Source organism: Limnohabitans sp., from assembly GCF_038134685.1.
In the GTDB taxonomy this organism is placed as follows: domain Bacteria; phylum Pseudomonadota; class Gammaproteobacteria; order Burkholderiales; family Burkholderiaceae_C; genus Limnohabitans_A.
In genome coordinates this window covers 6,656-30,181 of the sequence record NZ_JAYPVP010000022.1, presented here as the reverse complement: position 1 = coordinate 30,181, position 23,526 = coordinate 6,656, and the positions used below count along the sequence as shown (strand labels likewise).

The following is a 23,526-nucleotide window of genomic DNA, read 5'->3' as shown; positions in this document are numbered from 1 at the left end:
CTGCTCAAGAGCCTGCATGTGGCGATGAACCGCGTGGCCGACCTTTCGCGCCTGGTCGCCTGAACACAGGAACGGACATGCAAACCAAACTGGTCATTCTCGATCGTGACGGCACCATCAACCGTGCCAGTGACCAGTTTGTGAAGTCTCCCGAGGAGTGGGAGCCCTTGCCAGGTGCGCTGGAAGCCATTGGTCGTTTGAACCATGCAGGCTACCACGTGGTGCTGGCTTCCAACCAATCCGGTTTGGGCCGCGGTTTGCTGGACATGGCTGCCCTCAATGCTGTGCATGACACCATGACCAAAGCGCTGGCCCGTGTAGGCGCGCGGGTGGATGCCATTTTTTATTGCCCACATGCTGCGGACGAAGGCTGTCACTGCCGCAAGCCCGAGCCGGGCTTGCTGGAGCAAATTGGTGAGCGCTACGGCATCAGTCTGGAAGGTGTGCCCTTTGTCGGAGACAGCGTGCGCGATGCGCAGGCTGCAGAAGCCGTGTATGCGCAGCCTCATCTGGTGTTGACCGGACGCCACGCTGGCCATGACCCCAGAGAGCCTCTGCCGTCCGGTTTTCCGGCACACACCCGTGTGCATGCCGATTTGTCGGCGTTTGTCGATGACTTGCTGCAAACGCACAGCACCACGCTCCAAGGTTGATCATGAATTGCATTCGTTCCGTTTTGCATGTGCTGTGGATGGGCATCACGGTGGTGCCGTGGGCATTGTTTGTCGTGGCCGTGTCTTATGTGGTGAGCAGCACCACGCTGTACTGGATCTGTGCAGGCTGGTTGCGGACAGCGGTGAAAGGCGGTACCTTGATTTTGGGTATCCGCAACCGTGTGCAGGGGATGGAAAACCTGCCGCAAGGTGCCAAGGATCCGGCTGTGCTCCTGGTCAAGCACCAGTCCACCTGGGAAACCTTTGTGATGCCGGCCATCATGCCGCACCCGCTGGCCTATGTGTTCAAAAAAGAGCTGCTGCGCATTCCGTTTTTTGGCTGGGCCATGGCGCGCATGGACATGATTCATATTGACCGCAGCCAGAAGGCACGGGCCTTTGCCAAGGTGGTGCAGCAAGGCAAGCGCCTGATGAAAGAGGGTGTGTGGGTCATCATGTTTCCCGAAGGCACGCGCATCCCGCGTGGCGAGGTGGGCGAGTACAAAACCGGGGGCACCCGTTTGGCCATTGCCGCTGGCGTGCCGGTGATCCCTATTGCCGTGACATCAGCCCGTTGCTGGCCGACCAAGGCTTTTGTCAAGCGTCCAGGCGTGGTGGATATTTCGATTGGCAAGCCCATCCCCAGCGAAGGGCGTCAGGCCGATGAGCTGATGGCTGAAGTGCAAGCCTGGATCGAAGCTGAAATGCGTCGACTGGATCCCGAGGCCTATGCCGCCTGAGCAGCTGGCGCTGGACTTCACCAGCGCTGAGCGCGGGTTGCGTTGGCCCGCACCCGAAGGTGCCAACCGCCACATCGTGTTGCAGGGCGAACATGTGCTGTACCGTCTGGACTGGACGCGCAGGCGCACCATTGGCTGCGTGGTGGGCCAGCAAGGCCTGCTGGTGCGCGCCCCTCGCTGGGCGGGAGTCAAGCAAATCGAAAGTTTCTTGCTCGAAAAGGCGGCGTGGATCTTGCGGCATTTGCAGAGCATGCGTGAGCGCCAACAACAACCTCGCGTGTCGCCCCCTGTGTGCAAGCACGGTGCCAAGTTTCAACTGTGGGGGCAAGACTGGCAGCTCGGGTTGGGTGAAGATGCCTTGCAGGTGCGTGAAGACGAGTGCCGCTTGCTGCTGCCACTGCCGCTTGATGCGCAAGGCGAAACGCCTCAGGTTGCGCTCGAGCAATGGCTGCAAACCCAAGCGCGCCAAGGGCTGACCGAGCGGCTCAACCACCACGCGCCTTTGCTTGGGGTGCGCTGGAGCCGTTTGTCCCTGAGCCAGGCGCGTACCCGCTGGGGCAGTGCCCGCCACGACGGACATATTCGCCTGCACTGGCGGCTGGTGCATTTGCCGATGGCTTTGGTGGACTACGTGGTGGTGCATGAATTGGCGCACCTGCACGAGATGAACCACAGCCCGCGTTTTTGGTCCTGGGTGGAACGCATCCTGCCTGATTACCGTGAACGTCAGCAAGCGCTCAGGCAAATCGACTTGTCGCATTGGCGTTGAGTGAGTTGCTGCTCTTGCGGTAGGATGTGGCAAATTGACGTTAACGTAACGTCAACCTTCATTTTTTTGAGCACATGGCCACCACATACACCATCAGCGATCTGGCGCAGGAGTTCGACCTCACCACGCGGGCCATCCGCTTTTACGAGGACATGGGCTTGCTCGAGCCCGAGCGCAGTGGTCCAGGTGGACGCAATAGGGTCTATTCGCACCGCGATCGCACGCGCCTGAAACTGACCTTGCGGGCCAAACGGCTGGGCTTGTCCCTGACAGAAGCCAAAGACCTGATCGACATGTACGACAGTCCGCGCGATACCGGGCCGCAGCTCAAAAAGTTTCTGGTGGTGCTGGCCCAGCATAAACAACAGCTTGAAGCCCAGATGGCCGAGTTGCAGGCCACGCTCGACGAGGTCAAGGCCCACGAGAAGGAAGCCAAAGCCCTGCTGGCCAAGACGACCAAAGTCGGCGCCTGATCTTGGGGTAGATACGGGGTGTGCTTTAATTGACGTTTACGTAAACGTCAATTAAAGTCACTGCTGTGAACACACCCGAATACGAACGCGTTGCCACCAGCCTTGCCCGCCAGGGCATGATGCAGCATCTGCATGTGCGCCTGCTGCGCGCAGAGCGCGGCCTGGTCGAGCTGGCGCTGCCCTACGGCGACAAAGTCACGCAGCAGCAAGACGGTTTTCACGGGGGTGCCATGGGAGCCTTGGCTGACATTGCGGGCGGTTATGCCGGCCTGACCATGGCGCCCGAAGGCATGGAAGTGGTCACCGTGGAATACAAGATCAACTTTCTCAACAGTTACCAAGGTGGCGAGATCCGGGCCATTGGCCGTGTGGTCAAGGCGGGCAAGCGCGTCATCGTCACCACTGCTGAGGTCGACCATATCGATGCCGATGGCAAGGTCTCGCCCTGTGCTGTGATGCAGCAGACCTTGGCGCCTGTACCCAAAACTTATTAAGGAGATGCCCATGAACCTGCCAGGCCTGAATTTCCAGCTCGGTGAAGACATTGATGCGCTGCGCGAAGCCGTGCGTGACTTTGCCCAAGCCGAAATTGCACCCCGCGCCGCACAGATCGACCGCGACGACCAGTTCCCGATGGACCTGTGGCGCAAGATGGGCGATTTGGGCGTGCTGGGCATCACCGTGGGCGAAGAGTACGGCGGTGCCAACATGGGCTACCTGGCCCACATGGTGGCGATGGAAGAAATCTCGCGTGCCAGTGCCTCGGTGGGCCTGAGCTATGGCGCGCATTCGAACCTGTGCGTCAACCAGATCAAGCGCAACGGCAATGAGGCCCAGCGCGCCAAGTACCTGCCCAAGCTCATCAGTGGCGAACATGTGGGCGCCCTGGCCATGAGCGAGCCGGGCGCGGGTTCCGACGTGATCAGCATGAAGCTCAAGGCCGAAGACAAGGGCGGTTACTACCTGCTCAACGGCTCCAAGATGTGGATCACCAACGGCCCCGACGCCGACACCCTGGTGGTCTACGCCAAGACCGAACCCGAAATGGGTGCCCGCGGCGTGACTGCCTTCCTGATCGAAAAAGGCATGAAGGGTTTTTCCATTGCCCAAAAACTCGACAAGCTGGGCATGCGCGGCAGCCACACGGGTGAGCTGGTGTTCCAGGACGTTGAGGTGCCCGAAGAAAACATCCTGGGCGGCCTGAACATGGGGGCCAAGGTGCTGATGAGTGGCCTGGACTACGAACGCGCCGTGCTCACCGGCGGCCCTTTGGGCATCATGCAGGCCGTCATGGACAACGTGATCCCCTACATCCACGACCGCAAGCAGTTTGGTCAGAGCATCGGCGAATTTCAGCTCATCCAGGGCAAGGTCGCCGACATGTACACCGTGCTGCAGGCGGCGCGCAGCTTTGCCTACACCGTGGCCAAGAACCTCGACCTGCTCGGTACCGATCACGTGCGCCAGGTGCGCAAGGACTGCGCTTCGGTCATCCTCTGGACCGCCGAAAAAGCCACCTGGATGGCGGGCGAGGGCGTGCAAATCTACGGCGGCAACGGCTACATCAACGAATACCCGCTGGGCCGCCTGTGGCGCGATGCCAAGCTGTATGAGATTGGCGCTGGCACCAGCGAAATTCGCCGCATGCTGATCGGCCGCGAGCTGTTTGCTGAAACCTGCTGAAAGCCGTAGGTCATCAATGGCTTTGCTGCGCTGCGACAATTGATGCATGAGCGACTCACTTCAACATCTTTTTGACAACAACCGCGCCTGGGCGCAGAGCATGGTCCAGCAAGACCCGGCTTATTTCTCGCGTCTGGCCAACCAGCAAAACCCCAAGTACCTCTGGATTGGCTGCTCCGACAGCCGCGTGCCCGCCAACCAGATCACCGGTCTCGATCCGGGTGAGGTGTTTGTGCACCGCAATGTGGCCAACGTGGTGGTGCATTCTGACCTGAACGCCCTGTCTGTCATCCAGTACGCGGTTGATGCGCTCAAGGTCGAGCACATCATGGTCGTGGGCCACTACGGCTGCGGCGGTGTGCTGGCCGCCACGCGGGGCACCCGTGTAGGCCTGGCCGACAACTGGCTGCGCCACGTGCAGGACGTGCGCCTGCGCCACCGCCAGCGCCTGAACCACCTGCCCCAAGCCGAGCTCGAATCGGTCATGTGCGAGATGAATGTGATCGAGCAGGTGGGCAATGTGGCCATGTCCAACGTCATGCAGGACGCCTGGAGCCGTGGTCAGAACGTGAGCGTACACGGCTGGATTTATGGCCTGGACAACGGCCTGGTCAAAGACCTCGGTGTCACCATGCGCCACGCTGGCGAAGTGGTTGACGTTTTTCGCAACGCTTTCAAGCGCTACCCGCGTGGTGGCGCACTTTCGGCCGCGTGACCCGCATGGGGTGGCGTGGTCATTGCACTTTCTGATTGGAGAAAACCATGTCCGACCCCATCGTCATCGTCAGCGCTGCCCGCACCCCCATGGGCAGCTTCCAGGGCGACTTTTCCACGCTCGCCGCCCATGATCTGGGTGGTGTCGCCATCCAGGCCGCCGTCGAGCGTGCAGGCATCGCCCCCGAGCTCGTGACCGAAGTGCTGTTTGGCAACTGCCTGATGGCGGGCCAGGGCCAGGCCCCGGCGCGCCAGGCCGCATTCAAGGGCGGCCTGTCCAAGAGTGCGGGTGCGGTCACGCTGTCCAAGATGTGCGGCTCGGGCATGCGCGCGGCCATGTTTGCGCACGACATGCTCGTGGCTGGCAGTCACGACGTGCTCGTGGCCGGTGGCATGGAAAGCATGACCAATGCCCCTTACCTGATGCTCAAGGGCCGTGGCGGGTACCGCATTGGCCACGACCGCTTGTTTGACCACATGATGCTCGACGGCCTCGAAGACGCCTACCAGGCCGGCCGCAGCATGGGCACCTTTGGCGAGGACTGCGCCGCCAAGTACAACTTCACGCGTGAGCAGCAGGATGCCTTTGCGATGGCCAGCGTGCAGCGCGCACAAGACGCGATCAAAAATGGCGGCTTCGCCAAGGAAATCGCCCCCGTCACGGTCAAGACCCGCGCCGGCGAGACGGTGATTGCCACCGACGAAGGCCCCGGCAAGATCAAGATCGACAAGATCCCCACGCTCAAGCCGGCCTTCAAAAAGGACGGCACCATCACGGCCGCGGCCAGCTCGTCCATCAACGACGGCGCGGCCGCCTTGGTGATGATGCGCGAGAGCACGGCAGCCAAGCTGGGCTGCAAGCCGCTGGTGCGCATCGCCAGCCATGCCACCCATGCGCAGGAGCCCGAGTGGTTCGCCACCGCCCCGGTGGGCGCGACCGAAAAAGCCCTGGCCAAAGCCGGCTGGACGGTCGGTGATGTGGATCTGTGGGAAATCAACGAAGCTTTTGCAGTGGTGCCGATGGCGCTGATGCACGACCTGAAAGTTCCGCATGAGAAGGTCAACGTCAATGGTGGTGCCTGCGCGCTGGGCCACCCGATTGGCGCGTCTGGCGCCCGCATCATGGTCACCCTGATCCACGCCCTGCAGGCCCGTGGCCTGAAAAAAGGCCTGGCTACGCTGTGCATTGGCGGCGGCGAAGCCACGGCCGTGGCGCTTGAACTGGTTTAAGGATTTGCCATGCTGCTGACCCCCGACCAGGAAATGATCCGCGACGCGGTGCGTGACTTTGCCCGGCAAGAGCTGTGGCCCCACGCCGCCGAGTGGGACAAGCAACACCACTTCCCCAAAGAGGCCCACAAAGGCCTGGCCGCGCTGGGTGCGTATGGCATCTGCGTGCCCGAGGAACTGGGTGGCGCGGGTCTGGACTACCTGACGCTGGCGCTGGTGCTCGAAGAGATTGCCGCCGGTGATGGTGGCGTGAGCACGACGATCAGCGTGACCAACTGTCCGGTCAACGCCATCCTCATGATGTACGGCAACGACGCCCAGAAAAAGCAATGGCTCACGCCACTGGCGCAGGGCGAGCTGCTGGGCGCGTTCTGTCTGACCGAGCCGCATGTGGGCTCGGACGCTTCGTCGCTGCGAACCACCGCCGTGAAAGAGGGCAACGAATACGTCATCAATGGCGTCAAGCAGTTCATCACCAGCGGCAAGCACGGCGATGTGGCCATCGTCATTGCCGTGACCGACAAGGGCGCGGGCAAGAAGGGCATGAGTGCTTTCCTGGTGCCCACTAGCGCGCCGGGCTATGTGGTGGCGCGTCTGGAAGACAAGCTGGGCCAGCACAGCAGCGACACCGCCCAGATCAACTTCGACAACTGCCGCATTCCTGCGGAAAACCTGATCGGTCAGGAGGGCGAGGGCTACAAGATTGCGCTGTCTGCGCTGGAAGGTGGACGCATCGGCATCGGTGCGCAAAGCGTGGGCATGGCGCGCAGCGCACTCGAAGTGGCCATTGACTACGCCAAGCAGCGCGAGAGCTTTGGCACCGCCATCTTCAACCACCAGGCGGTGGGCTTTCGGCTGGCTGAATGCGCCACGCAGCTTGAGGCCGCACGACAGCTGATCTGGTACGCTGCCAGTCTGCGCGATGCTGGCCGCCCTTGTCTGAAAGAAGCCGCCATGGCCAAATTGTTTGCCAGCGAAACCGCAGAGAAGGTGTGCTCGGTGGCCATCCAGACCCTGGGGGGCTATGGCTATGTGAGCGACTTCCCGGTCGAGCGGATTTACCGGGACGTGCGGGTGTGCCAGATTTACGAGGGCACCAGCGACGTTCAAAAAATCATCATTCAGCGCGGGCTGTAAAACGACACGGAGACAAGCATGCCGATTACCAAAGGATTCCGCGTTCTGGTGGACGAAGCCATGGCGCAAGTGACCACATTGACTGTGGAGCAGGTGCGCGAAAAACAAGCCGACCCGAACGTGCAAATCGTGGATATTCGTGACCCGCGCGAACTTGAGCGTGACGGCACCGTTCCCGGTGCTTTGCTCGCACCCCGCGGCATGCTTGAATTCTGGGTGGATCCGGAGTCGCCCTATTTCAAGCCGGTGTTTGGCGATGAGAGCAAAAAATTTGTCCTGTTTTGTGGTGCAGGCTGGCGCAGCGCCTTGGCCACCAAAACGTTGATGGACATGGGCATGACCAATGTGGCCCATATCGATGGCGGATTTGCGGCCTGGAAAAAGTCAGGATCGCCCATCGTCTCGCTTGAACAGCACAAGGCCGAAAGCGCGGCGCGCAAGGCGCACTGAGATCTTGCTACGAGGTCAGCCGCATGAAGGTGGATGTGTGCCCGTGTGGGCGTCTTGATGCTCACAAGCGGCTGCTGACCTATGCCGCTTGCTGCGCCCCCTTGCACGCGGGTGAGGCAGCACCCGATGCCGAACGCTTGATGCGCTCGCGCTACAGCGCCTTTGTGTTGGCTGATGTGCCCTATCTTTTGGCAACCTGGCACAGCAGCACCCGGCCTGCCACACTGGAGCTGGAGTCGCAGGCCAAATGGCTGGGGCTCGACATCAAAAGCCACCGCTCAACGGGGGTGGACAGGTTAGAGGTTGAATTTGTAGCGCGTTTCCGGCTGGCAGGTCGTGCGGTGCGACAACATGAACTCAGCCGTTTTGTGCGCGAAGACGGACGTTGGTTCTATGTGGACGGGGATATGCGCTGATCCACGTATCATCCGCACATGAATTTTCAGGCTGTTTTGTTCGATTGCGATGGCGTGCTGGTTGACAGCGAAGCCATCACCTGTGGTGTGTTGCGCGACATGTTCGAAGAGCAGGGCTGGCGCATGACGCTGACCGAATGCATGCAGCGCTTTGTGGGACATACCGTCAAAAGCCAGCGAGCGTTGATCGAAGCGAACACGGGTGTACCGCTGACGGACGAGTGGTTGCAGCAGTTTTTTGAACGTCGCAATGTGCAGCTGGAGCAGCGCATTTCGGCCATTGATGGCGTGCACGACGCCGTTCAGCACTTGAGCGATCAGTGTGATGGACGCATTGCTGTGGCCTCAGGCGCAGACCGTTACAAGGTCGAGATGATGTTGCGCAAAGTGGGCCTGCACGACTTTTTTGCAGGCCGCATTTTCAGCGGACACGAGATGCCACGCAGCAAGCCCTACCCTGATGTTTACCTCGCCGCTGCCGCGCATCTGCAGGTGGATCCTGTGCAGTGTTTGGTCATCGAAGACACGCCCGTGGGTATTGCGGCAGGTGTTGCTGCGGGTGCGGCGGTATGGGCTTATGCGCAGCCGCCAGCTGCGCATGAACCGCTGATGCAGGCGGGGGCGAAGCGCGTGTTCACCAGCATGGCTACTTTGCGTTTGTCCTGAACTCATCCGGCGTTTGGCCGGTCCAGGTTTTGAAGGTGCGCATAAAGCTTTTTTCGTTCACGAATCCGACCTCTGCCGCAATTTGTTTGATCGGGCGCGTGGTCCGCAGGAGCAATTCGCTGGCCATGTCCCGTCTGACGGCATCCTTGAGTTGTTGAAGGCTTGCGCCTTCTTCCTTGAGTTGTCGGTGCAGCGTTCGGGCTGAGAGGTTCAGATGTGCGGCCAGGTCTTCTGCATTGCGGCTGGACTGAGGGTGCTGAGCCAGGACCTGGCGCACTTTTTCGACCAGTAATCGGTCGCGTCTGTAGGGGCGAACGGTCAAGAGCAGTGCGCGCTGCAACATGCGTTGCAAAGCAGCTTCATCGCGTCGCACGGGCAAATCGAGATAGCCTGCATCAAAACTCAGGCGACTGATTTCCTGATCAAACAGACTGGGGCCATCAAACAACACGCGGTAGCTGTCTGCGTGAGCAGGCGCCGGAAAGTGAAGCGATGTTTCTGTCACTGGGATGCGCGAGTCGGTCAGCCAGCAGGCGACGCCCAAGGCGTTGCGCAGGATGGACACCGTGCAAAACTCGCGCATGTGCTGCAGGTTATGCAGCTCTTTGAGTTCGATGTGAGCCTGGGCCCCGGACTTTTGGAGCTGCAGGTGAATGTCTTCGGTCAGCAAATTGTGGTGCCTGCACCAGCGCGCCAAAGCCACGCCCAGTGTAGGTGCGGTCAACGATGCGCGCACCAGCATGCCGTAACTTCCCCAGGGGAGGCGACGGCGAAACCATCCCAGTGCCTCGTCATCAAGATCGCGCATGGCGGCCTCGGACATCCACTCCATTTGTAGGGCGGTCACGCGGGCATGGTCTTGCTTGAGAAGTTCTGGCGTGATTTGTGCCTGTGACAAGGCGTTGGATGGGTCCATCCCTCTTTGCGTATAGGCCATGACCATCGATCTTATGAAGGCGATGGGGGTGGCGGCTTTTGACGACGAGGGTAAGTTCATTTGGTTAATATTTTGGCAGGATTTGTGACCTGTTTGGCTTTGAGCCTTTGGCGTAGAGGCTTATGCTGGCGTCATCAAATGCTTGATCCGGAATGCCCATGACCGTTTTGCACTCACAACTCAATCCTCGCTCGGCTGAATTTGCCGCCAACGCTGCGGCCATGCAGCGCGTTGTAGACGACCTGCGCGCCCACCTGGAGCGTGTGGCACTGGGCGGTGGCGAAGCCGCCCGCGCCAAGCACACCGCCCGTGGCAAGCTGCTGCCGCGCGATCGCGTGATGAACCTGCTCGACCCCGGCACGCCCTTCCTCGAAGTTGCGCCGCTGGCAGCCCTCAACATGTACAACAACGATGCGCCCTGTGCGGGCGTGATCGCGGGCATCGGCCGCGTCAACGGCGTGGACTGCATGGTCGTGTGCAACGACGCCACAGTGAAGGGTGGCACCTACTACCCCATGACCGTCAAAAAGCACCTGCGGGCGCAGGAAATCGCGCAACAAAACCGCCTGCCCTGCATTTATCTGGTGGACTCGGGCGGCGCCAACCTGCCGAATCAGGACGAGGTCTTTCCAGACCGCGACCACTTTGGCCGCATCTTTTTCAACCAGGCCAACATGAGCGCGCAGGGTATTGCGCAGATCGCCGTCGTCATGGGCTCGTGCACGGCGGGCGGCGCCTACGTGCCCGCCATGAGCGACGAGACCATCATCGTCAAGAACCAGGGCACCATCTTCTTGGGCGGCCCGCCCTTGGTGAAGGCTGCCACCGGTGAAGTGGTGAGCGCCGAAGACCTGGGCGGTGGCGATGTGCACACCCGCCTGTCGGGTGTGGCCGATCACCTGGCGCAAAACGATTTGCACGCGCTGGCGCTGGCCCGCAACGCGGTCAAAAACCTGAACGCGCAAAAAGCGCCCAACATCGCCACGCACGCGCCTGTGCCGCCCAAGTACGACGCCAAAGAGCTGTACGGCGTGATCCCGACCGACACCCGCAAGCCTTTCGATGTGCGCGAAATCATCGCCCGCATCGTCGATGGCTCAGAGTTCGACGAATTCAAAGCGCGCTTTGGCACCACACTGGTGTGCGGATTTGCCCGCATCGAAGGCATGCCGGTGGGCATCATCGCCAACAACGGCATCCTGTTTTCCGAATCGGCGCTCAAAGGCGCGCACTTCATCGAACTGTGCTGCCAGCGCAAGACGCCGCTGGTGTTTTTGCAGAACATCACCGGCTTCATGGTCGGGCGCAAATACGAAAACGAGGGCATTGCCCGCAATGGCGCCAAGATGGTCACCGCCGTGGCCACCGCTGCGGTGCCCAAGTTGACCATCATCATCGGTGGCAGCTTTGGCGCGGGCAACTACGGCATGTGCGGCCGCGCCTACTCGCCGCGCTTTTTGTGGATGTGGCCCAACGCCCGCATCAGCGTCATGGGCGGCGAGCAGGCCGCGAGCGTGCTGGCCACCGTCAAGCGCGATGGCATCGAAGCCAAGGGTGGTCAGTGGAGCATGGAGGAAGAAGAAGCCTTCAAGGCCCCGATCAAGCAGCAGTACGAAGACCAGGGGCACCCCTATTACGCCACCGCCCGCCTCTGGGACGATGGCGTGATCGACCCCGCCGATACGCGCCGCGTGCTGGCGCTGGGCCTGAGCGCTTCGCTTAATGCACCGATCCCCGAGACCAAGTTCGGTCTGTTCCGCATGTAAGGAGTTCACCGTGTATCAGACCCTCGAAATTGAAAAAAATGGCCGTGTGGCTACCGTGTGGATGAACCGCCCGGACGTGCACAACGCTTTTGACGAAACCCTGATCGCCGAAATCACAGCCGCTTGCGAAGCACTGGACCAGGACGCCAGCGTGCGCGTGGTGGTGCTGGCCGGGCGCGGCAAGAGCTTCTCGGCTGGCGCCGACCTGAACTGGATGAAGCGTGCCGCACAAAACGGCGTGGAAGACAACCTGCGCGATGCCCGCGCGCTGGCCCGCATGCTGCGCGTACTCGCCGAGATGAAAAAGCCCACCATTGCCCGCGTGCAGGGCGCGGCCTTGGGCGGCGGCACCGGACTGGCGGCGGCTTGCGACATCGCGGTGGCGTCCACCAAGGCCGTGTTCGCCACCTCCGAAGTCAAGTTCGGCATCATCCCCTCAGCCATCAGCCCATACGTGGTGCGGGCCATCGGTGCGCGTCAGAGCTACCGCTATTTCCAGTCGGCCGAGCGCATCGACGCGCTGCGGGCGCGCGAACTGGGTCTGGTGCACGAAGCGGTGGAGCCTGAGCAACTGGACGCCAAAGTGCAGGAGATTGTGGATGCCTTGATCCAGGGCGGTCCGCTGTCGCAGGCCGCCGCCAAGGACCTGATCCGCGCGGTGGACAACAAACCGATCAACGATGCTGTTGTGGAAGATACCGCCCAGCGCATCGCGCAGCTGCGCGCCACTCCCGAAGCCCAGGATGGCCTGTCGGCTTTTCTCGACAAGCGTCAGCCGGGTTGGCTGGCCTGAGGAGTACAGATCATGTTCAAGAAAATCCTGATCGCCAACCGCGGCGAAATTGCCTGCCGCGTGGCCGCCACCGCCCGCCGCATGGGCGTGAAAACCGTCGCGGTGTATTCCGACGCCGATGCCAGCGCCAAGCATGTGCAGGCCTGTGATGAGGCGGTGCATGTGGGCGGCTCGGCTCCCAAGGACAGCTACCTGCAGTGGCAGCGCATCCTCGACGCCGCCAAGGCCACGGGCGCCGAGGCGGTGCATCCCGGCTATGGCTTTCTGAGCGAGAACGAGGCCTTTGCCAACGCCTGTGCCGAAGCCGGCCTGGTCTTCATCGGCCCGCCCGCTTCGGCGATTCTGGCCATGGGCCTGAAAGCCGAGTCCAAGCAGTTGATGGAAAAAGCCGGTGTGCCGCTGGTGCCCGGCTACCACGGCAGCAACCAGGACCCGGCGCTGTTGCAGGCCGAAGCCGACCGCATCGGTTACCCGGTGCTCATCAAAGCCAGTGCTGGTGGCGGTGGCAAGGGCATGCGCGCGGTCGACAAGTCGCAGGATTTCATGGCCGCGCTCGAGTCGTGCAAACGCGAAGCCATCAACAGCTTTGGCAGCGATGCGGTGCTGATCGAAAAATACGTGCAGCGCCCACGTCACATTGAAATCCAGGTGTTTGGCGACACGCAGGGCAACTGCGTGTACCTGTTCGAGCGCGACTGCTCGGTGCAGCGCCGCCACCAGAAGGTGCTGGAAGAAGCCCCGGCCCCCGGCATGACGCCTGAGCTGCGCCAGCAGATGGGCCTGGCCGCTGTGGCCGCCGCCAAGGCTGTGAACTATGTGGGTGCCGGTACGGTGGAATTCATCGTCGAGCAGGCGGCTTACGACCAGCCCGATTCGATGCGCTTTTATTTCATGGAGATGAACACCCGCCTGCAGGTCGAGCACCCGGTGACCGAAGCCATCACCGGCCTGGACCTGGTGGAGTGGCAACTGCGCGTGGCCTGCGGCGAGCCGCTGCCGCTGGCGCAAGAAGACATCCGCATGCAGGGGCACGCGATCGAGGCGCGCATCTGCGCCGAGAACCCGGACAACAACTTTTTGCCCGCCACCGGCACGCTCGCCGTCTACCGCAAGCCGCAGGCGGTGAGCTTTGAGCGAGCGGATCCGAGCGACGCCAGCGTCGCGGTGCGCTTTGACGATGGCGTGCGCGAAGGCGACACCATCAGCCCCTTTTACGACTCGATGGTGGCCAAACTGATCGTGCATGGCGACACCCGCGAGCAGGCGCTGGCCCGGCTGGACACCGCGCTGGCGCAGACGCAGATCGTGGGCCTGAACACCAATGTGCAGTTCCTGCGCCATGTGGTCCGCAGCGACTCGTTTGCTACCGCCAAGCTCGATACCGCACTCATCCAGCGCGAAGAGGCGGTGTTGTTCAATCAGGACCCGGTGGGTGTGCAGGCTACGGCTGCAGCGGTGATCGCGCACACGCTGGCCGCCGAGCAGACGCTGGCAGGTGAGGATCCGTTCAGCGCACGCGACGGTTTTCAGTCGCATGGCACCACGCAACGACACTTCACGCTGGTGCAAGATGAGCAGAGGGTGCAGGCCGTTTTGACCTATGGTCGCGAGGGATTGGCTTTGGGAGTGGGAGCGGGTGAAACCCTGCCTCTGCAGTTCAGCATGCAAGCAGATGGCTTGTTGGTGCAACATGCCGAGCGCTTGCTGAGCACGGTGCATTGGCAAGGCGAAGTAGCGCATGTGTTCACGCCGCGCGGTGCTGCACGCATGAGCTTGCAGGACCCGCTGGCCCATGCAGGCGAGGTGGCCGAAGAAGGCGGACGCCTGACGGCGCCCATGCCGGGCAAGGTGGTGTCCTTTGCCGTCAAGGTGGGTGACAAGGTCAAGGCCGGCCAGCCGCTGGCGGTGATGGAAGCCATGAAAATGGAGCACACACTGGCTGCGCCCCACGACGGCGAGGTGCTGGAGTTGCTTTATGCGCCGGGCGATCAGCTTGCAGAGGGTGCAGAATTACTGAAATTGTCCAGTTGAGCTTTGCCATGAAACTGCCCTCCCAAGTTCGCCTGATCGACGTTGGTCCGCGCGACGGCTTGCAAAACGAAAAACAGCCTGTACCTGCTGCCATCAAGATTGAATTGGTGCATAGGCTGCAAGCCGCTGGTCTCAGAGAGATCGAGGTCACCAGTTACGTCAGCCCCAAGTGGGTGCCGCAAATGGCCGACAACCATGAAGTCATGGCCGGCATCCAGCGTCAAAGCGGCGTGCGCTATTCAGTGCTGACGCCCAACCTCAAGGGCTATGAGGCGGCGGTGCTTGATAAACCCGATGAGATCGTCGTGTTTGGCGCCGCCAGCGAGGCTTTCAGCCAGAAAAACATCAACTGCTCCATCGCCGAAAGCATCGAACGTTTTGCGCCTGTGGTCGAAGCGGCACTGGCGGCAGGTATCGCGGTGCGCGGTGCGATGAGCTGCACCGTGGGCTGTCCTTACGAGGGCGAGATCGCTCCCGAGCGGGTGGCTTACCTGGCGGGCCTGATGAAAGGTATCGGTGTGCAGCGCGTGGATGTGGCCGACACCATTGGTGTGGGTACGCCGCTGAAGGTGCAGCGCGCCATCGAGGCGACTTTGCAGCACTATGACGTGGACCACATCAGTGGCCACTTTCACGATACCTATGGACAAGCGCTGTCGAACACGCTGGCGGCCTTGCAGATGGGGGTGTGGAACTTTCAGTCTTCGGTGGCCGGTCTGGGCGGCTGCCCCTATGCCAAAGGCGCCACCGGCAATGTGGCCACCGAAGACGTGGTGTTTTTGTTGCACGGCATGGGTATCGATACAGGCATTGACCTAGATGCCCTGGTGGATGCTGGGGCGTTTATCAGTGCTTATCTCAGCCGTGCACCACAGTCGCGTGTGGCCACGGCCATTCTCAACAAACGCAAGGGCTGAGTCCCATGTGCGGTTCGCAACTCCATGCTTTGCCCGAAGGTGTGCAACGGGTGGCCACAGTTTTGCTGGAAGCGGCGCATCCGCATGCGCCGATCATGCTCAATGCAGCGGCGCGCACAGCCCAAGAGGCAGCAGATGGTCTGGGCGTGCAGCTGGGGCAAATTGCAAAAAGCGTGATCTTCAAGCGCAAAGCAGATGAGGTGGCCGTCTTGGTGGTGACTTCGGGTGATCGACGTGTGGACGAGAAAAAAGTCTCGGCTTTGGTGGGCAAAGTGGGGCGTGCGGATGCAGCGTTCGTCAAGGCGCACACCGGTTTTACGATTGGCGGTGTGTCGCCTCTAGCGCACCTGAACTCGCCAGTCACTTTGCTTGATGCAGACCTTTGGCGCTTTGAGTCCATTTGGGCTGCTGCAGGGCATCCCCATGCCGTTTTTTGCCTGGAACCCGAGGACCTCAAGCGCCTGACCGGTGCCCCGGTGGCCGATGTGGTGGAGACGACATGACGTACACGCCGAAAACGTTGACCTTCTATCTGGATTTCATCTCGCCCTACGCCTGGCTCGCCTTTGCTGCCTTGCCTCAAGCGCTGGAGGGGCTCGATGTACAGGTGGTCTACAAACCAGTGTTGTTTGCGGGTTTGCTCAAGCACCACGGGCAGCTGGGGCCAGCCGAAATTCCTGGCAAACGTGACTGGACCTACCGCCAAGTACAGTGGCTGGCGCGCCAGCAAGGGTGTGACCTCAAGTTACCCGCCTCCCACCCATTCAATCCCTTGGCCTTGCTGCGCCTGGCATTGGCTTGCGATACATCGGGAACGCCTGGCCGTGCAGTATGTGAGCAGGTGTTTCGCCATGTCTGGTGCAGCGCCCTGGAGGCGACCGACGCTGATCGTCTCAGACAACTTGGCCTTCAGTTAAAGCCGCAACGCGACCCGACTGGTGTTGAGGTCAAGCAAGCTTTGCAGGCCAATACGGACGAAGCCATTGCCTTGGGCTTGTTCGGCGTGCCGAGCATCCGGGTCGACGACAAGCTGTTTTGGGGGCAGGATGCTTTGCCCATGCTGCGCGCATATCTGCAGGGCGACGCCTGGTTTCATGAGGGGGCTTGGCAGGCTGCGGCCTCGCTACCCACCGGGGTTCAACGCAAGCCGTGACCGGACCTGCGTTGCCAACTGTCACAACAGGGCCAGCGGGGTCTGGGCAGCGTTTTCGTCGATGTCGATGCGATCGATCAACTGCTGCAAGTCCTTGTGCAGGCGCTCAAGCGTTTGCAGATCGATCTCGCTGAGTGCACGTGGCAATACGCCCTCATAGGGCACAGAAATACGCTTGAGGATTTTCAGCCCTTCGGGCAGCGCATAGATTTCAACTGCGCGCCGATCCTTGGCGGACTTTTCGGTATGAATCAGCCCGGACTTGATCATGGAGCGCAGCAAGTTGCTCACGGTGGACTGATGGATATCCATGATCTCGGCCAATCGAGACACGCCGATGCCGGGGTTTTGCTCGATCAGGCTTAAGGCCCAAACATTGGCACCTCCAATGCCAGCCTGCTTTTCCAGCCGGTGAAAATGCCTGCGCACTGCATTGAACAGCATGCGGAACTGTCGCAATACCTGACCATGGTGCAGAGGTTCGGTTGCAGATGATGCTGTAGTTGTCTCGGCGCTCTTGCGCGGTGTCCTGCGGGGCGTGGTCACGGTCGTGGCATTGTTGTACTGGAATGCCACTAGCATACGCCATCGCCTGTGTGCAGACAAAAAAAAAGGAAGGCGCAAACCTTCCTGAAAGCCTCATTCTGGCATTGAAATAGGCAACGCGATTGTATTTGAGGAAATGCACATGATGACTGGTGCTAACCCCTAATGCAGAAGAATTTGTTTAAAACACCGTAAATGCTAGATATTTGGGAAAAGTTCAAAATATTACAAATAAGTGTGGGCAAAAAGAAAAGGCCAGTGATCGCGATTGTCGTTTGTGGCCCACATGCAGGCAAAGCTCAAAGGAACTGAAAATGGTTGTGACCGAACGCTTGAGGGCGCGTGCGCGGCAGGTACTCGAAAAGGACGAGCGCGAGCCTGTGCCTTCGCCGTGTCAGTCCATCTGCAGCATGGATGCTAAAGAGGGCTTGTGCTTGGGCTGCTTGCGCACTTTGCAGGAAATCGCACAGTGGAGTCAGGCCAGCCCGCAGGATAAGCGACAGGTCTGGCAGAAGATTCAATCCAGGCTTGAGTCCTGAGTCAGAGGTGGGTGTTGGACGCTGGACTCCCAGCGATTGACCAAAACGGCATGCACCACCACCAGGGCCAGAAAAACCAGCAAAGCTCCCTGCGCCGAAATCCAGTAGTGCAAAGGCCAGCCGGGAAACGCCTGACTCAGCTCACGGGCGTAATAAGCAGGCAGGGTAATGGTCAGCAACCAGATGCACACCAATAGCAAAGTCAGGCGACGCACGCGGGACTTCAGTTGAGCGGGGGAGAGATGATCATTCATGGTGTTTTCCCTAGAGCGTAGGGACTCCGTTGCGGTATTTGAGTAAGTGTTTTCCCTTGAAACCCCCAGAAATACGTCCCGGAGCCCCAAAAGTTAAGAAATCAGTAAGCTGGCTTGAACACAGTCCGCCTACCGATACGGAAAATTCCGTAGCGTGTGTCGACCCAACAGCTGTTTTGTTGGGTGTCATAACGTTTTGAGAGGTATTCAAATGGAAGACAAAAGTCATGCCTATTGGAACGCCACTATCAAGCTGTTGAGGAACATCCTCATCGTTTGGTTCCTGGTTTCCTTCGGCGCCGGCATCCTGTTCGCCCCGATGCTCAACAGCATCAGCCTGGGCGGTTATCCCCTGGGCTTCTGGTTTGCCCAGCAGGGTTCAATCTACATCTTCATCATCCAGATCTTCTACTACGCCAAGCGTATGGGCGAGATCGATCGTGAATTTGATGTTCACGAAGACTGAGGAGACGATATATGGATCTGCAAAGCACAATTTATCTGGTCGTCGGTCTGAGCTTCGCGCTCTACATCGGCATCGCCATCTGGGCCCGTGCTGGCTCGACAAGTGAGTTCTACGCAGCCGGTGGCAACATCGGTCCGCGCATGAACGGTATGGCTACCGCAGCTGACTGGATGTCGGCCGCCTCCTTCATCTCCATGGCCGGCTTGATCGCCAACATGGGTTACGGCGGCGCGCTGTTCCTGATGGGCTGGACCGGCGGCTACGTGCTGCTGGCCATGCTGCTGGCTCCGTACCTGCGCAAGTTCGGCAAGTTCACTGTGCCCCAGTTCATTGGTGACCGCTTCTATTCGAAGTCGGCTTCCACTGTGGCCGTGATCTGTCTGCTGACTGCTTCCACCACCTACATCATCGGTCAGATGACCGGTGTGGGCGTGGCCTTCTCCCGCTTCCTGAACGTGTCCAGCGACACGGGTATCTACATTGGTCAAGCCATTGTGTTCCTGTACGCCGTGTTCGGTGGCATGAAGGGCATCACCTACACGCAGGTGGCTCAGTACATCGTGCTGATTCTGGCCTACACCATCCCTGCGATCTTCATCTCCCTGCAGTTGACCGGCAACTTCCTGCCCCAGCTGGGTCTGGGTGGCCACTTCCAGGGCACCGACATGACCATGCTGGCCAAGCTGGACCAAGTGGTGACTGACCTGGGCTTTGGCAAGTACACGACCCAGATGCCAGGCAGCATGCTCAACATGTTCATGTACACCCTGTCCCTGATGATCGGTACGGCTGGTCTGCCCCACGTGATCATGCGCTTCTTCACCGTGCCTTCGGTGAAAGACGCACGTGCATCCGCTGGCTGGGCGCTGATCTTCATCGCCATCCTGTACACCACCGCTCCTGCTGTGGCTGCCATGGCCAAGCTGAACTTGCACGCTACGGTCAACACTGCTGTTAAGGCTGGTGGCGATCTGTACGCTCCTGAGTCCAGCATTTCCTACGAATCTCGTCCTGACTGGATGAAGCGTTGGGAAAAAACCGGTCTGCTGAAGTTTGAAGACAAGAACGGCGATGGCCGTATCCAGTTCTACAACGACAAGACCAAGAACGACGCCGTCAAAGCCAAGGCCGAAGCCGCTGGCTGGAAAGGCAGCGAGCTGACTGTCAACGCCGACATCATGGTGATGGCTAACCCCGAAATCGCCATGCTGCCCAACTGGGTGATCGCACTGGTGGCTGCTGGTGGTCTGGCTGCTGCGCTGTCGACCGCTGCGGGTCTGCTGATGGCCATTTCTTCCGCCGTGTCTCACGACCTGGTGAAGAACGTGTTCAACCCGGACATCTCCGAGAAGGGCGAACTCATGGCCGGCAAGATTGCCATGGCTGTGGCCATCGTGATTTCCGGTTACCTGGGTCTGAACCCGCCTGGCTTCGCTGCCGGTACCGTGGCTCTGGCCTTCGGTATTGCTGCTTCTTCTCTGTTCCCCGCCATCATGATGGGTATCTTCTCCAAGAAGATGAACAAGGAAGGTGCCATGGCCGGTATGCTGGCTGGTCTGTTCATTACCCTGTTCTATGTGTTTGCACACAAGGGTCTGTTCTTCATCAAGGGTACGGATTATCTGGACCTGATTGGTGGCCCGAACGCCTTCTTCGGCATCACCCCTGAAGCCTTTGGTGCAGTTGGCGCGATCGTGAACTTCATCGTGGCCTTCGTGGTCGATAAAGTGACCGCTGAGCCGCCAGCTCACATCCAGCAGATGGTGGAAAACGTGCGCGTGCCGCGCGGTTCCAAAATGGTGGACGGTGCTCACTAAGTTGTCCTGAGTTTCTGGCGGCTTGCTGCCAGAACAGTGAGACAATCCAAAGCCCTGCCGATGCAAGTCGGCAGGGCTTTTTCATGAGCCGCTGCACAGCGGCAGTTGGAGTCTTCAATGGTTTTTGACGTCAGCGTGGCCCTGACCTGGGTGTTGTTCCTGGCCTTGTTTCCGATGGCATTTTTCTGGTGGCGCCGTGCTTACCGTATCGTCATCAAGCGTGACTTTTCCGAGGTGGCGCTGAAACGGGGCGTCTCTCCCGCTCATCCCGAAAAGTTTGCGCCGTATGAAGCCGCCATCAACATGATTGCCGGTGCAATTGCTGTGGTGGTCATTGTTTTTGTCTTGTTGGGCCGACTGGACTACGACGCCTGGACAGCCATCGCCGGAAGCACCATCTGGTGCAAGTTCTTCGCCAACTTTATTTTGGGTCGGCATGCGCATCCGCCCGCTCCCAAAAAATAAACCAGTTTTCTTGATGTGACGCAAGCACACCGCGGGCTGCTGCACCCGCGCGTCAGTGCAAGGTCAGCGCTGGTCGCACAATGGGCACAAAGACTTGCCGTTGTGGTGCATGGCAAGTGATCAAAGTCACAAAGCGTGAAGGAGACAGTCAGTGGACGGGCAAAGTGCTTGGGTGCTGGGAGCCTTGGGGTTCGCCGTCTTGCTGGCGCTCATGGGATGGGCGTGGCGTCAACTGGACAAGCGCTATCGCCGTGGCATTGACCGTTTGCGCGAACAGGTGCGCATGCTGGCGGCCAGTGAGCAGCCCTTGGAAATTGAAGCTCAGACACAGTCTCATGAGGCGCTGAAAGGTCTGGCCCAAGCCGTCAACGAGTTGGCCCGCTCCCGTGACGCTGCGCGCAACGATGTTCAGCGCCAGGTGCTTGAAATCAGTGCAGATGTTCGTAAAGAGCGAAACCGGCTTGCGGCGCTCATGTCCGAGTTGGCGCAGAGCGTGGTTGTTTGCAATCTGGATGGGCGCATTCTGCTCTACAACAACCGGGCGCGGATGCAGTTCAAGGTGCTCTCGCGTGGCAAGTCGGCCAATGCGAGCATACCCATGTTGGGGATTGGCCGTTCGATCTATGCCTTGCTGGAGCAGTCGCTGCTGGACCATGCGTTGGAGAACATTCGTCTGCGCATGGACCGTGGTGCTGCACAGCCCGCAACTCAATTCTTGACGACCACGCCCTCAGGACAATTCTTGAGGGTCCATATGGCGCCCGTTCGGGCCACAGAGGATGCGTCGGTCGAAACCCACTTGCAGGGCTTTGTGTTGATGCTGGAGAACGTGACCAGCAGCTTCACTGAAGAGGCTGAACGTGATGAGGCCCTGGTCGGGTTGACGGAAAGTGCACTCACCCATTTGGCTGCCATGCGATCGAGTCTGAACAGTTTGGCCAAAGCGCCTGATTCATGGGGTGTCCAGCTGTCCTTGCTGCAGGAGCAGCTGGCTAAAGCGCAGGAGCGCATTCAGGAGCTAGGTGCATCGAGCATGCAGGCGCTCAAGACGCGCTGGCCGCTGGAGGACATGCTGGTGGCCGACCTGGTGTCGGTGGCCCAAAAGCGCATCGAAAAGCATACGGGCAAAGAGGTGAGTGTTGAGGTGGTCGAGCCTGACGTGTGGGTCAAGGTCGATAGCTTTGGCGTGTTGCAGGTGTTGCTGTATCTGGCCAACCGCCTGGTGGATGAGTTTGATGTGCGCTATTTGCAATTGCGCACGCAGGCGCTGGGCGATAAGGTGTTGATTGACCTGATCTGGACCGGTCACAACATGAGCACAGAAACCGTGATGAGCTGGGAGCTTGACCCGATGACTGTGGGGCAGGGGCACTCACCCTTGAGTGTGAGGGATGTGATGAACCGGCATTCGGGCATGCTCTCGTTTGAGCGCGAGCGTACCCGTCATCAGGCGCTTTTCAGATTGAGCCTGCCAGCGGCCGGGATGCATGAGCAGCGCGATGTCGATGCGCTGCAGCCGACAGACAGTCGCCCCGAGTTCTTTGACTTTGACCTGTTCAAGACGGCGCCTGTGCAAAGCGCACTCGATGACATGAGATTGAGCGAGCTGAGCTACACCGTTTTTGATACGGAAACCACGGGACTGAACCCTTCGCAAGGTGATGAAATCATCCAGATTGGAGCCACCCGGATTGTGAATGGCAAGCTCTTGCGGCATGAGGCCTATGAGCAGCTGGTGAATCCGCAGCGCAATATCCCGGCAGCCTCCATTCCCATTCACGGCATCACGCCGGACATGGTCCAGGGCCGCCCTGCCATCGGAGAAGTTCTGCCCGTGTTTCACGCTTATGCCAAGGACACCGTGCTGGTTGCCCATAACGCAGCGTTTGACATGAAGTTTCTGCAACTCAAGGAGCGCACAACCGGCCTGCGCTTTGAGCAGCCGGTGCTGGACACCTTGTTGTTGTCTGCCGTGATACACCCCAACCAGGAATCGCATCGCCTGGAGGCCATTGCACAGCGCATGAACATCATGGTCACCAGCCGCCATAACGCCCTGGGCGATGCGATGGTGACTGCAGAGGTGTTTTTGCGCATGATCCCTTTGCTGGCAGACATGGGAATCCATACCCTGGGGCAGGCCAGAGCGGCAGCTCAAAAAACCTTTTATGCGCGCCTCAAGTACTGAGTCGGGTAGATCAGAAGTGATAACGGTTGCCCAAGACGCTTTGCAGTGACTGAATAACCGAGAAGGCATCGCGGAGATGGCCCCGTTCGAAGTTGGACAACTCGTCCAGGGAAAGATAGTTGTCCGGAGCCAGGCCGTCATTCATGCGCTGTGTCTGGTGGGCGATCCGTAAATTGGCAATGAATTCGAGAGCGTCGCGCAGGTCGCGTGCACTTTGCGCACTGATTTCACCTTTGCTGGAAGCGCTTTGGATGCGGTCATGCGTGTTGACGTCATGCAGTCCGCTGGCTAAGGCGTAAATGCGCCCCAGGTCCACGATGGGCGCCAGTGCCTGATGTTTGAGGTCCACCGTTCCCGCATGCTCGCCAGAGCGAATGGTGGAGATCTGGCCGAACAGGTTCAAGGGGGGGCGCTGCTTTTGAGCGTTGCCGACCATATGCGCGAGAAACAGGGTGTTGCCTTTGGTCCGCTCCAGCACTTCATCGCGCAAGCGTTGCAAAAGCTCGGACTGTCCGTAGACGGCACGCAGATCAAAAAACACGGTGGTCAGCATCAGGGCCTTGCCATCAGGCACATGGATCCACCGGTCAAAATAGTCGCGCCATTGACGCAGGGGTTGGCGCCATTGGTCGGTCATCGCCATCATCTCGCCGGGGCAGTGAATATAGCCACATTCGGCCAGTCCATCACACACCATTTTCGAGAAGGCTTTGAAGTAGGGAC

Annotated in this window: 27 protein-coding genes; 23 read left to right on the top strand and 4 right to left on the bottom strand. The window is 59.9% G+C overall.

From position 1 onward, the window contains the following. The first annotated feature begins 77 nt into the window (after positions 1-77). The 12 genes from gmhB to AAFM15_RS09675 all read left to right on the top strand — a co-directional run bounded on the left by gmhB (position 78) and on the right by AAFM15_RS09675 (position 8,931). Positions 78-653 carry a D-glycero-beta-D-manno-heptose 1,7-bisphosphate 7-phosphatase gene (gene gmhB / locus AAFM15_RS09730; RefSeq protein WP_341686520.1) on the top strand — a complete coding sequence of 192 codons (576 nt, stop codon included), beginning with the start codon at positions 78-80 and terminating at the stop codon, positions 651-653. Between the two features lie 2 nt (positions 654-655). After that, on the top strand, positions 656-1,393 hold the full coding sequence (locus AAFM15_RS09725; protein ID WP_341686519.1) for a lysophospholipid acyltransferase family protein: 738 nt from the start codon (positions 656-658) through the stop codon (positions 1,391-1,393). Continuing rightward, positions 1,383-2,162 carry a SprT family zinc-dependent metalloprotease gene (locus AAFM15_RS09720; protein ID WP_341686518.1) on the top strand — a complete coding sequence of 260 codons (780 nt, stop codon included), beginning with the start codon at positions 1,383-1,385 and terminating at the stop codon, positions 2,160-2,162. The genes AAFM15_RS09725 and AAFM15_RS09720 overlap by 11 nt, the downstream gene beginning before the upstream one ends. Positions 2,163-2,236: 74 nt before the next feature. Next, positions 2,237-2,635 carry a MerR family DNA-binding transcriptional regulator gene (locus AAFM15_RS09715; protein WP_341686517.1) on the top strand — a complete coding sequence of 133 codons (399 nt, stop codon included), beginning with the start codon at positions 2,237-2,239 and terminating at the stop codon, positions 2,633-2,635. 119 nt (positions 2,636-2,754) lie between these two features. Further along, positions 2,755-3,129, top strand: a complete 375-nt coding sequence (locus AAFM15_RS09710; protein ID WP_371833103.1) for a PaaI family thioesterase — start codon at positions 2,755-2,757, stop codon at positions 3,127-3,129. A 4-nt stretch (positions 3,130-3,133) separates the two neighbouring features. Beyond that, entirely contained in the window at positions 3,134-4,318 is a 1,185-nt protein-coding gene (locus AAFM15_RS09705) for an isovaleryl-CoA dehydrogenase (protein WP_341686516.1), read from the top strand. Between the two features lie 46 nt (positions 4,319-4,364). After that, entirely contained in the window at positions 4,365-5,033 is a 669-nt protein-coding gene (gene can, locus AAFM15_RS09700) for a carbonate dehydratase (protein ID WP_341686515.1), read from the top strand. Positions 5,034-5,080: 47 nt separating this feature from the next. After that, positions 5,081-6,262: an acetyl-CoA C-acyltransferase gene (locus AAFM15_RS09695; protein WP_341686514.1), complete on the top strand. Its 1,182-nt coding sequence runs from the start codon at positions 5,081-5,083 to the stop codon at positions 6,260-6,262. A 9-nt stretch (positions 6,263-6,271) separates the two neighbouring features. Next, positions 6,272-7,399 carry an acyl-CoA dehydrogenase family protein gene (locus tag AAFM15_RS09690; protein ID WP_341686513.1) on the top strand — a complete coding sequence of 376 codons (1,128 nt, stop codon included), beginning with the start codon at positions 6,272-6,274 and terminating at the stop codon, positions 7,397-7,399. A gap of 18 nt (positions 7,400-7,417) precedes the next feature. Beyond that, positions 7,418-7,849: a rhodanese-like domain-containing protein gene (locus AAFM15_RS09685; protein ID WP_341686512.1), complete on the top strand. Its 432-nt coding sequence runs from the start codon at positions 7,418-7,420 to the stop codon at positions 7,847-7,849. 23 nt (positions 7,850-7,872) lie between these two features. Beyond that, positions 7,873-8,265 carry a YchJ family metal-binding protein gene (locus AAFM15_RS09680; RefSeq protein ID WP_341686511.1) on the top strand — a complete coding sequence of 131 codons (393 nt, stop codon included), beginning with the start codon at positions 7,873-7,875 and terminating at the stop codon, positions 8,263-8,265. An 18-nt stretch (positions 8,266-8,283) separates the two neighbouring features. Next, a complete protein-coding gene (locus AAFM15_RS09675; protein ID WP_341686510.1) occupies positions 8,284-8,931 on the top strand; it encodes an HAD family phosphatase in 648 nt (215 codons plus the stop codon). Here the strand turns inward: AAFM15_RS09675 and AAFM15_RS09670 are convergent. Further along, positions 8,912-9,868, bottom strand: coding sequence for an AraC family transcriptional regulator (locus tag AAFM15_RS09670; protein ID WP_341686509.1), 957 nt, complete (start codon positions 9,866-9,868; stop codon positions 8,912-8,914). The genes AAFM15_RS09675 and AAFM15_RS09670 overlap by 20 nt on opposite strands. 158 nt (positions 9,869-10,026) lie before the next feature. Here AAFM15_RS09670 and AAFM15_RS09665 point away from each other — a divergent pair, with 158 nt between their 5' ends. Genes AAFM15_RS09665 through AAFM15_RS09640 form a run of 6 tightly spaced genes read left to right on the top strand, consistent with a single transcriptional unit; the run spans position 10,027 to position 16,528 of the window. Beyond that, the gene (locus AAFM15_RS09665) at positions 10,027-11,634 is read left to right on the top strand and encodes a carboxyl transferase domain-containing protein (protein WP_341686508.1); all 1,608 of its coding nucleotides are present in this window, start codon (positions 10,027-10,029) and stop codon (positions 11,632-11,634) included. Positions 11,635-11,644: 10 nt separating this feature from the next. Then, positions 11,645-12,427 carry an enoyl-CoA hydratase/isomerase family protein gene (locus tag AAFM15_RS09660; RefSeq protein ID WP_371833102.1) on the top strand — a complete coding sequence of 261 codons (783 nt, stop codon included), beginning with the start codon at positions 11,645-11,647 and terminating at the stop codon, positions 12,425-12,427. 12 nt (positions 12,428-12,439) lie between these two features. Then, entirely contained in the window at positions 12,440-14,458 is a 2,019-nt protein-coding gene (locus AAFM15_RS09655; RefSeq protein ID WP_341686506.1) for an acetyl/propionyl/methylcrotonyl-CoA carboxylase subunit alpha, read from the top strand. 8 nt (positions 14,459-14,466) lie between these two features. After that, positions 14,467-15,375, top strand: coding sequence for a hydroxymethylglutaryl-CoA lyase (locus AAFM15_RS09650; protein ID WP_341686505.1), 909 nt, complete (start codon positions 14,467-14,469; stop codon positions 15,373-15,375). Between the two features lie 5 nt (positions 15,376-15,380). After that, positions 15,381-15,878: a YbaK/EbsC family protein gene (locus tag AAFM15_RS09645; protein WP_341686504.1), complete on the top strand. Its 498-nt coding sequence runs from the start codon at positions 15,381-15,383 to the stop codon at positions 15,876-15,878. Beyond that, positions 15,875-16,528, top strand: a complete 654-nt coding sequence (locus AAFM15_RS09640; protein ID WP_341686503.1) for a 2-hydroxychromene-2-carboxylate isomerase — start codon at positions 15,875-15,877, stop codon at positions 16,526-16,528. The genes AAFM15_RS09645 and AAFM15_RS09640 overlap by 4 nt, the downstream gene beginning before the upstream one ends. Positions 16,529-16,549: 21 nt before the next feature. Here AAFM15_RS09640 and AAFM15_RS09635 read toward each other — a convergent pair whose 3' ends face one another. After that, positions 16,550-17,110, bottom strand: coding sequence for a MarR family winged helix-turn-helix transcriptional regulator (locus AAFM15_RS09635; RefSeq protein ID WP_341686502.1), 561 nt, complete (start codon positions 17,108-17,110; stop codon positions 16,550-16,552). A gap of 278 nt (positions 17,111-17,388) precedes the next feature. Between AAFM15_RS09635 and AAFM15_RS09630 the strand changes: the two genes are divergently transcribed. Further along, entirely contained in the window at positions 17,389-17,613 is a 225-nt protein-coding gene (locus AAFM15_RS09630) for a DUF1289 domain-containing protein (protein ID WP_341686501.1), read from the top strand. Here AAFM15_RS09630 and AAFM15_RS09625 read toward each other — a convergent pair. Then, the gene (locus AAFM15_RS09625) at positions 17,592-17,867 is read right to left on the bottom strand and encodes a sodium/substrate symporter small subunit (protein WP_341686500.1); all 276 of its coding nucleotides are present in this window, start codon (positions 17,865-17,867) and stop codon (positions 17,592-17,594) included. The two genes, AAFM15_RS09630 and AAFM15_RS09625, sit on opposite strands and share 22 nt — an antisense overlap. Before the next feature lie 211 nt (positions 17,868-18,078). Between AAFM15_RS09625 and AAFM15_RS09620 the strand changes: the two genes are divergently transcribed. The 4 genes from AAFM15_RS09620 (at position 18,079) to AAFM15_RS09605 (ending at position 22,803) form a co-directional block, all read left to right on the top strand. Then, a complete protein-coding gene (locus tag AAFM15_RS09620; RefSeq protein WP_341686499.1) occupies positions 18,079-18,333 on the top strand; it encodes a DUF4212 domain-containing protein in 255 nt (84 codons plus the stop codon). 11 nt (positions 18,334-18,344) lie between these two features. Next, positions 18,345-20,150 (top strand): sodium:solute symporter family protein, encoded by a 1,806-nt coding sequence (locus AAFM15_RS09615; protein WP_341686498.1) that lies wholly within the window; start codon positions 18,345-18,347, stop codon positions 20,148-20,150. A 117-nt stretch (positions 20,151-20,267) separates the two neighbouring features. Continuing rightward, positions 20,268-20,615 carry a hypothetical protein gene (locus tag AAFM15_RS09610; RefSeq protein ID WP_341686497.1) on the top strand — a complete coding sequence of 116 codons (348 nt, stop codon included), beginning with the start codon at positions 20,268-20,270 and terminating at the stop codon, positions 20,613-20,615. Positions 20,616-20,766: 151 nt separating this feature from the next. Further along, positions 20,767-22,803: an exonuclease domain-containing protein gene (locus AAFM15_RS09605; RefSeq protein ID WP_341686496.1), complete on the top strand. Its 2,037-nt coding sequence runs from the start codon at positions 20,767-20,769 to the stop codon at positions 22,801-22,803. 10 nt (positions 22,804-22,813) lie between these two features. Here AAFM15_RS09605 and AAFM15_RS09600 read toward each other — a convergent pair. After that, a partial coding sequence (locus AAFM15_RS09600) for a putative nucleotidyltransferase substrate binding domain-containing protein (RefSeq protein WP_341686495.1) occupies positions 22,814-23,526 on the bottom strand: 713 nt, incomplete at its 5' end.

Coding starts and splice junctions, on each gene's coding strand:
- gmhB (WP_341686520.1), top strand. CDS start 78: ATGCAAACCAAACTGGTCATTCTCGATCGTGACGGCACCATCAACCGT.
- AAFM15_RS09725 (WP_341686519.1), top strand. CDS start 656: ATGAATTGCATTCGTTCCGTTTTGCATGTGCTGTGGATGGGCATCACG.
- AAFM15_RS09720 (WP_341686518.1), top strand. CDS start 1,383: ATGCCGCCTGAGCAGCTGGCGCTGGACTTCACCAGCGCTGAGCGCGGG.
- AAFM15_RS09715 (WP_341686517.1), top strand. CDS start 2,237: ATGGCCACCACATACACCATCAGCGATCTGGCGCAGGAGTTCGACCTC.
- AAFM15_RS09710 (WP_371833103.1), top strand. CDS start 2,755: ATGCAGCATCTGCATGTGCGCCTGCTGCGCGCAGAGCGCGGCCTGGTC.
- AAFM15_RS09705 (WP_341686516.1), top strand. CDS start 3,134: ATGCCCATGAACCTGCCAGGCCTGAATTTCCAGCTCGGTGAAGACATT.
- can (WP_341686515.1), top strand. CDS start 4,365: ATGAGCGACTCACTTCAACATCTTTTTGACAACAACCGCGCCTGGGCG.
- AAFM15_RS09695 (WP_341686514.1), top strand. CDS start 5,081: ATGTCCGACCCCATCGTCATCGTCAGCGCTGCCCGCACCCCCATGGGC.
- AAFM15_RS09690 (WP_341686513.1), top strand. CDS start 6,272: ATGCTGCTGACCCCCGACCAGGAAATGATCCGCGACGCGGTGCGTGAC.
- AAFM15_RS09685 (WP_341686512.1), top strand. CDS start 7,418: ATGCCGATTACCAAAGGATTCCGCGTTCTGGTGGACGAAGCCATGGCG.
- AAFM15_RS09680 (WP_341686511.1), top strand. CDS start 7,873: ATGAAGGTGGATGTGTGCCCGTGTGGGCGTCTTGATGCTCACAAGCGG.
- AAFM15_RS09675 (WP_341686510.1), top strand. CDS start 8,284: ATGAATTTTCAGGCTGTTTTGTTCGATTGCGATGGCGTGCTGGTTGAC.
- AAFM15_RS09670 (WP_341686509.1), bottom strand. CDS start 9,868: ATGGCCTATACGCAAAGAGGGATGGACCCATCCAACGCCTTGTCACAG.
- AAFM15_RS09665 (WP_341686508.1), top strand. CDS start 10,027: ATGACCGTTTTGCACTCACAACTCAATCCTCGCTCGGCTGAATTTGCC.
- AAFM15_RS09655 (WP_341686506.1), top strand. CDS start 12,440: ATGTTCAAGAAAATCCTGATCGCCAACCGCGGCGAAATTGCCTGCCGC.
- AAFM15_RS09650 (WP_341686505.1), top strand. CDS start 14,467: ATGAAACTGCCCTCCCAAGTTCGCCTGATCGACGTTGGTCCGCGCGAC.
- AAFM15_RS09645 (WP_341686504.1), top strand. CDS start 15,381: ATGTGCGGTTCGCAACTCCATGCTTTGCCCGAAGGTGTGCAACGGGTG.
- AAFM15_RS09640 (WP_341686503.1), top strand. CDS start 15,875: ATGACGTACACGCCGAAAACGTTGACCTTCTATCTGGATTTCATCTCG.
- AAFM15_RS09635 (WP_341686502.1), bottom strand. CDS start 17,110: ATGCTAGTGGCATTCCAGTACAACAATGCCACGACCGTGACCACGCCC.
- AAFM15_RS09630 (WP_341686501.1), top strand. CDS start 17,389: ATGGTTGTGACCGAACGCTTGAGGGCGCGTGCGCGGCAGGTACTCGAA.
- AAFM15_RS09625 (WP_341686500.1), bottom strand. CDS start 17,867: ATGAATGATCATCTCTCCCCCGCTCAACTGAAGTCCCGCGTGCGTCGC.
- AAFM15_RS09620 (WP_341686499.1), top strand. CDS start 18,079: ATGGAAGACAAAAGTCATGCCTATTGGAACGCCACTATCAAGCTGTTG.
- AAFM15_RS09615 (WP_341686498.1), top strand. CDS start 18,345: ATGGATCTGCAAAGCACAATTTATCTGGTCGTCGGTCTGAGCTTCGCG.
- AAFM15_RS09610 (WP_341686497.1), top strand. CDS start 20,268: ATGGTTTTTGACGTCAGCGTGGCCCTGACCTGGGTGTTGTTCCTGGCC.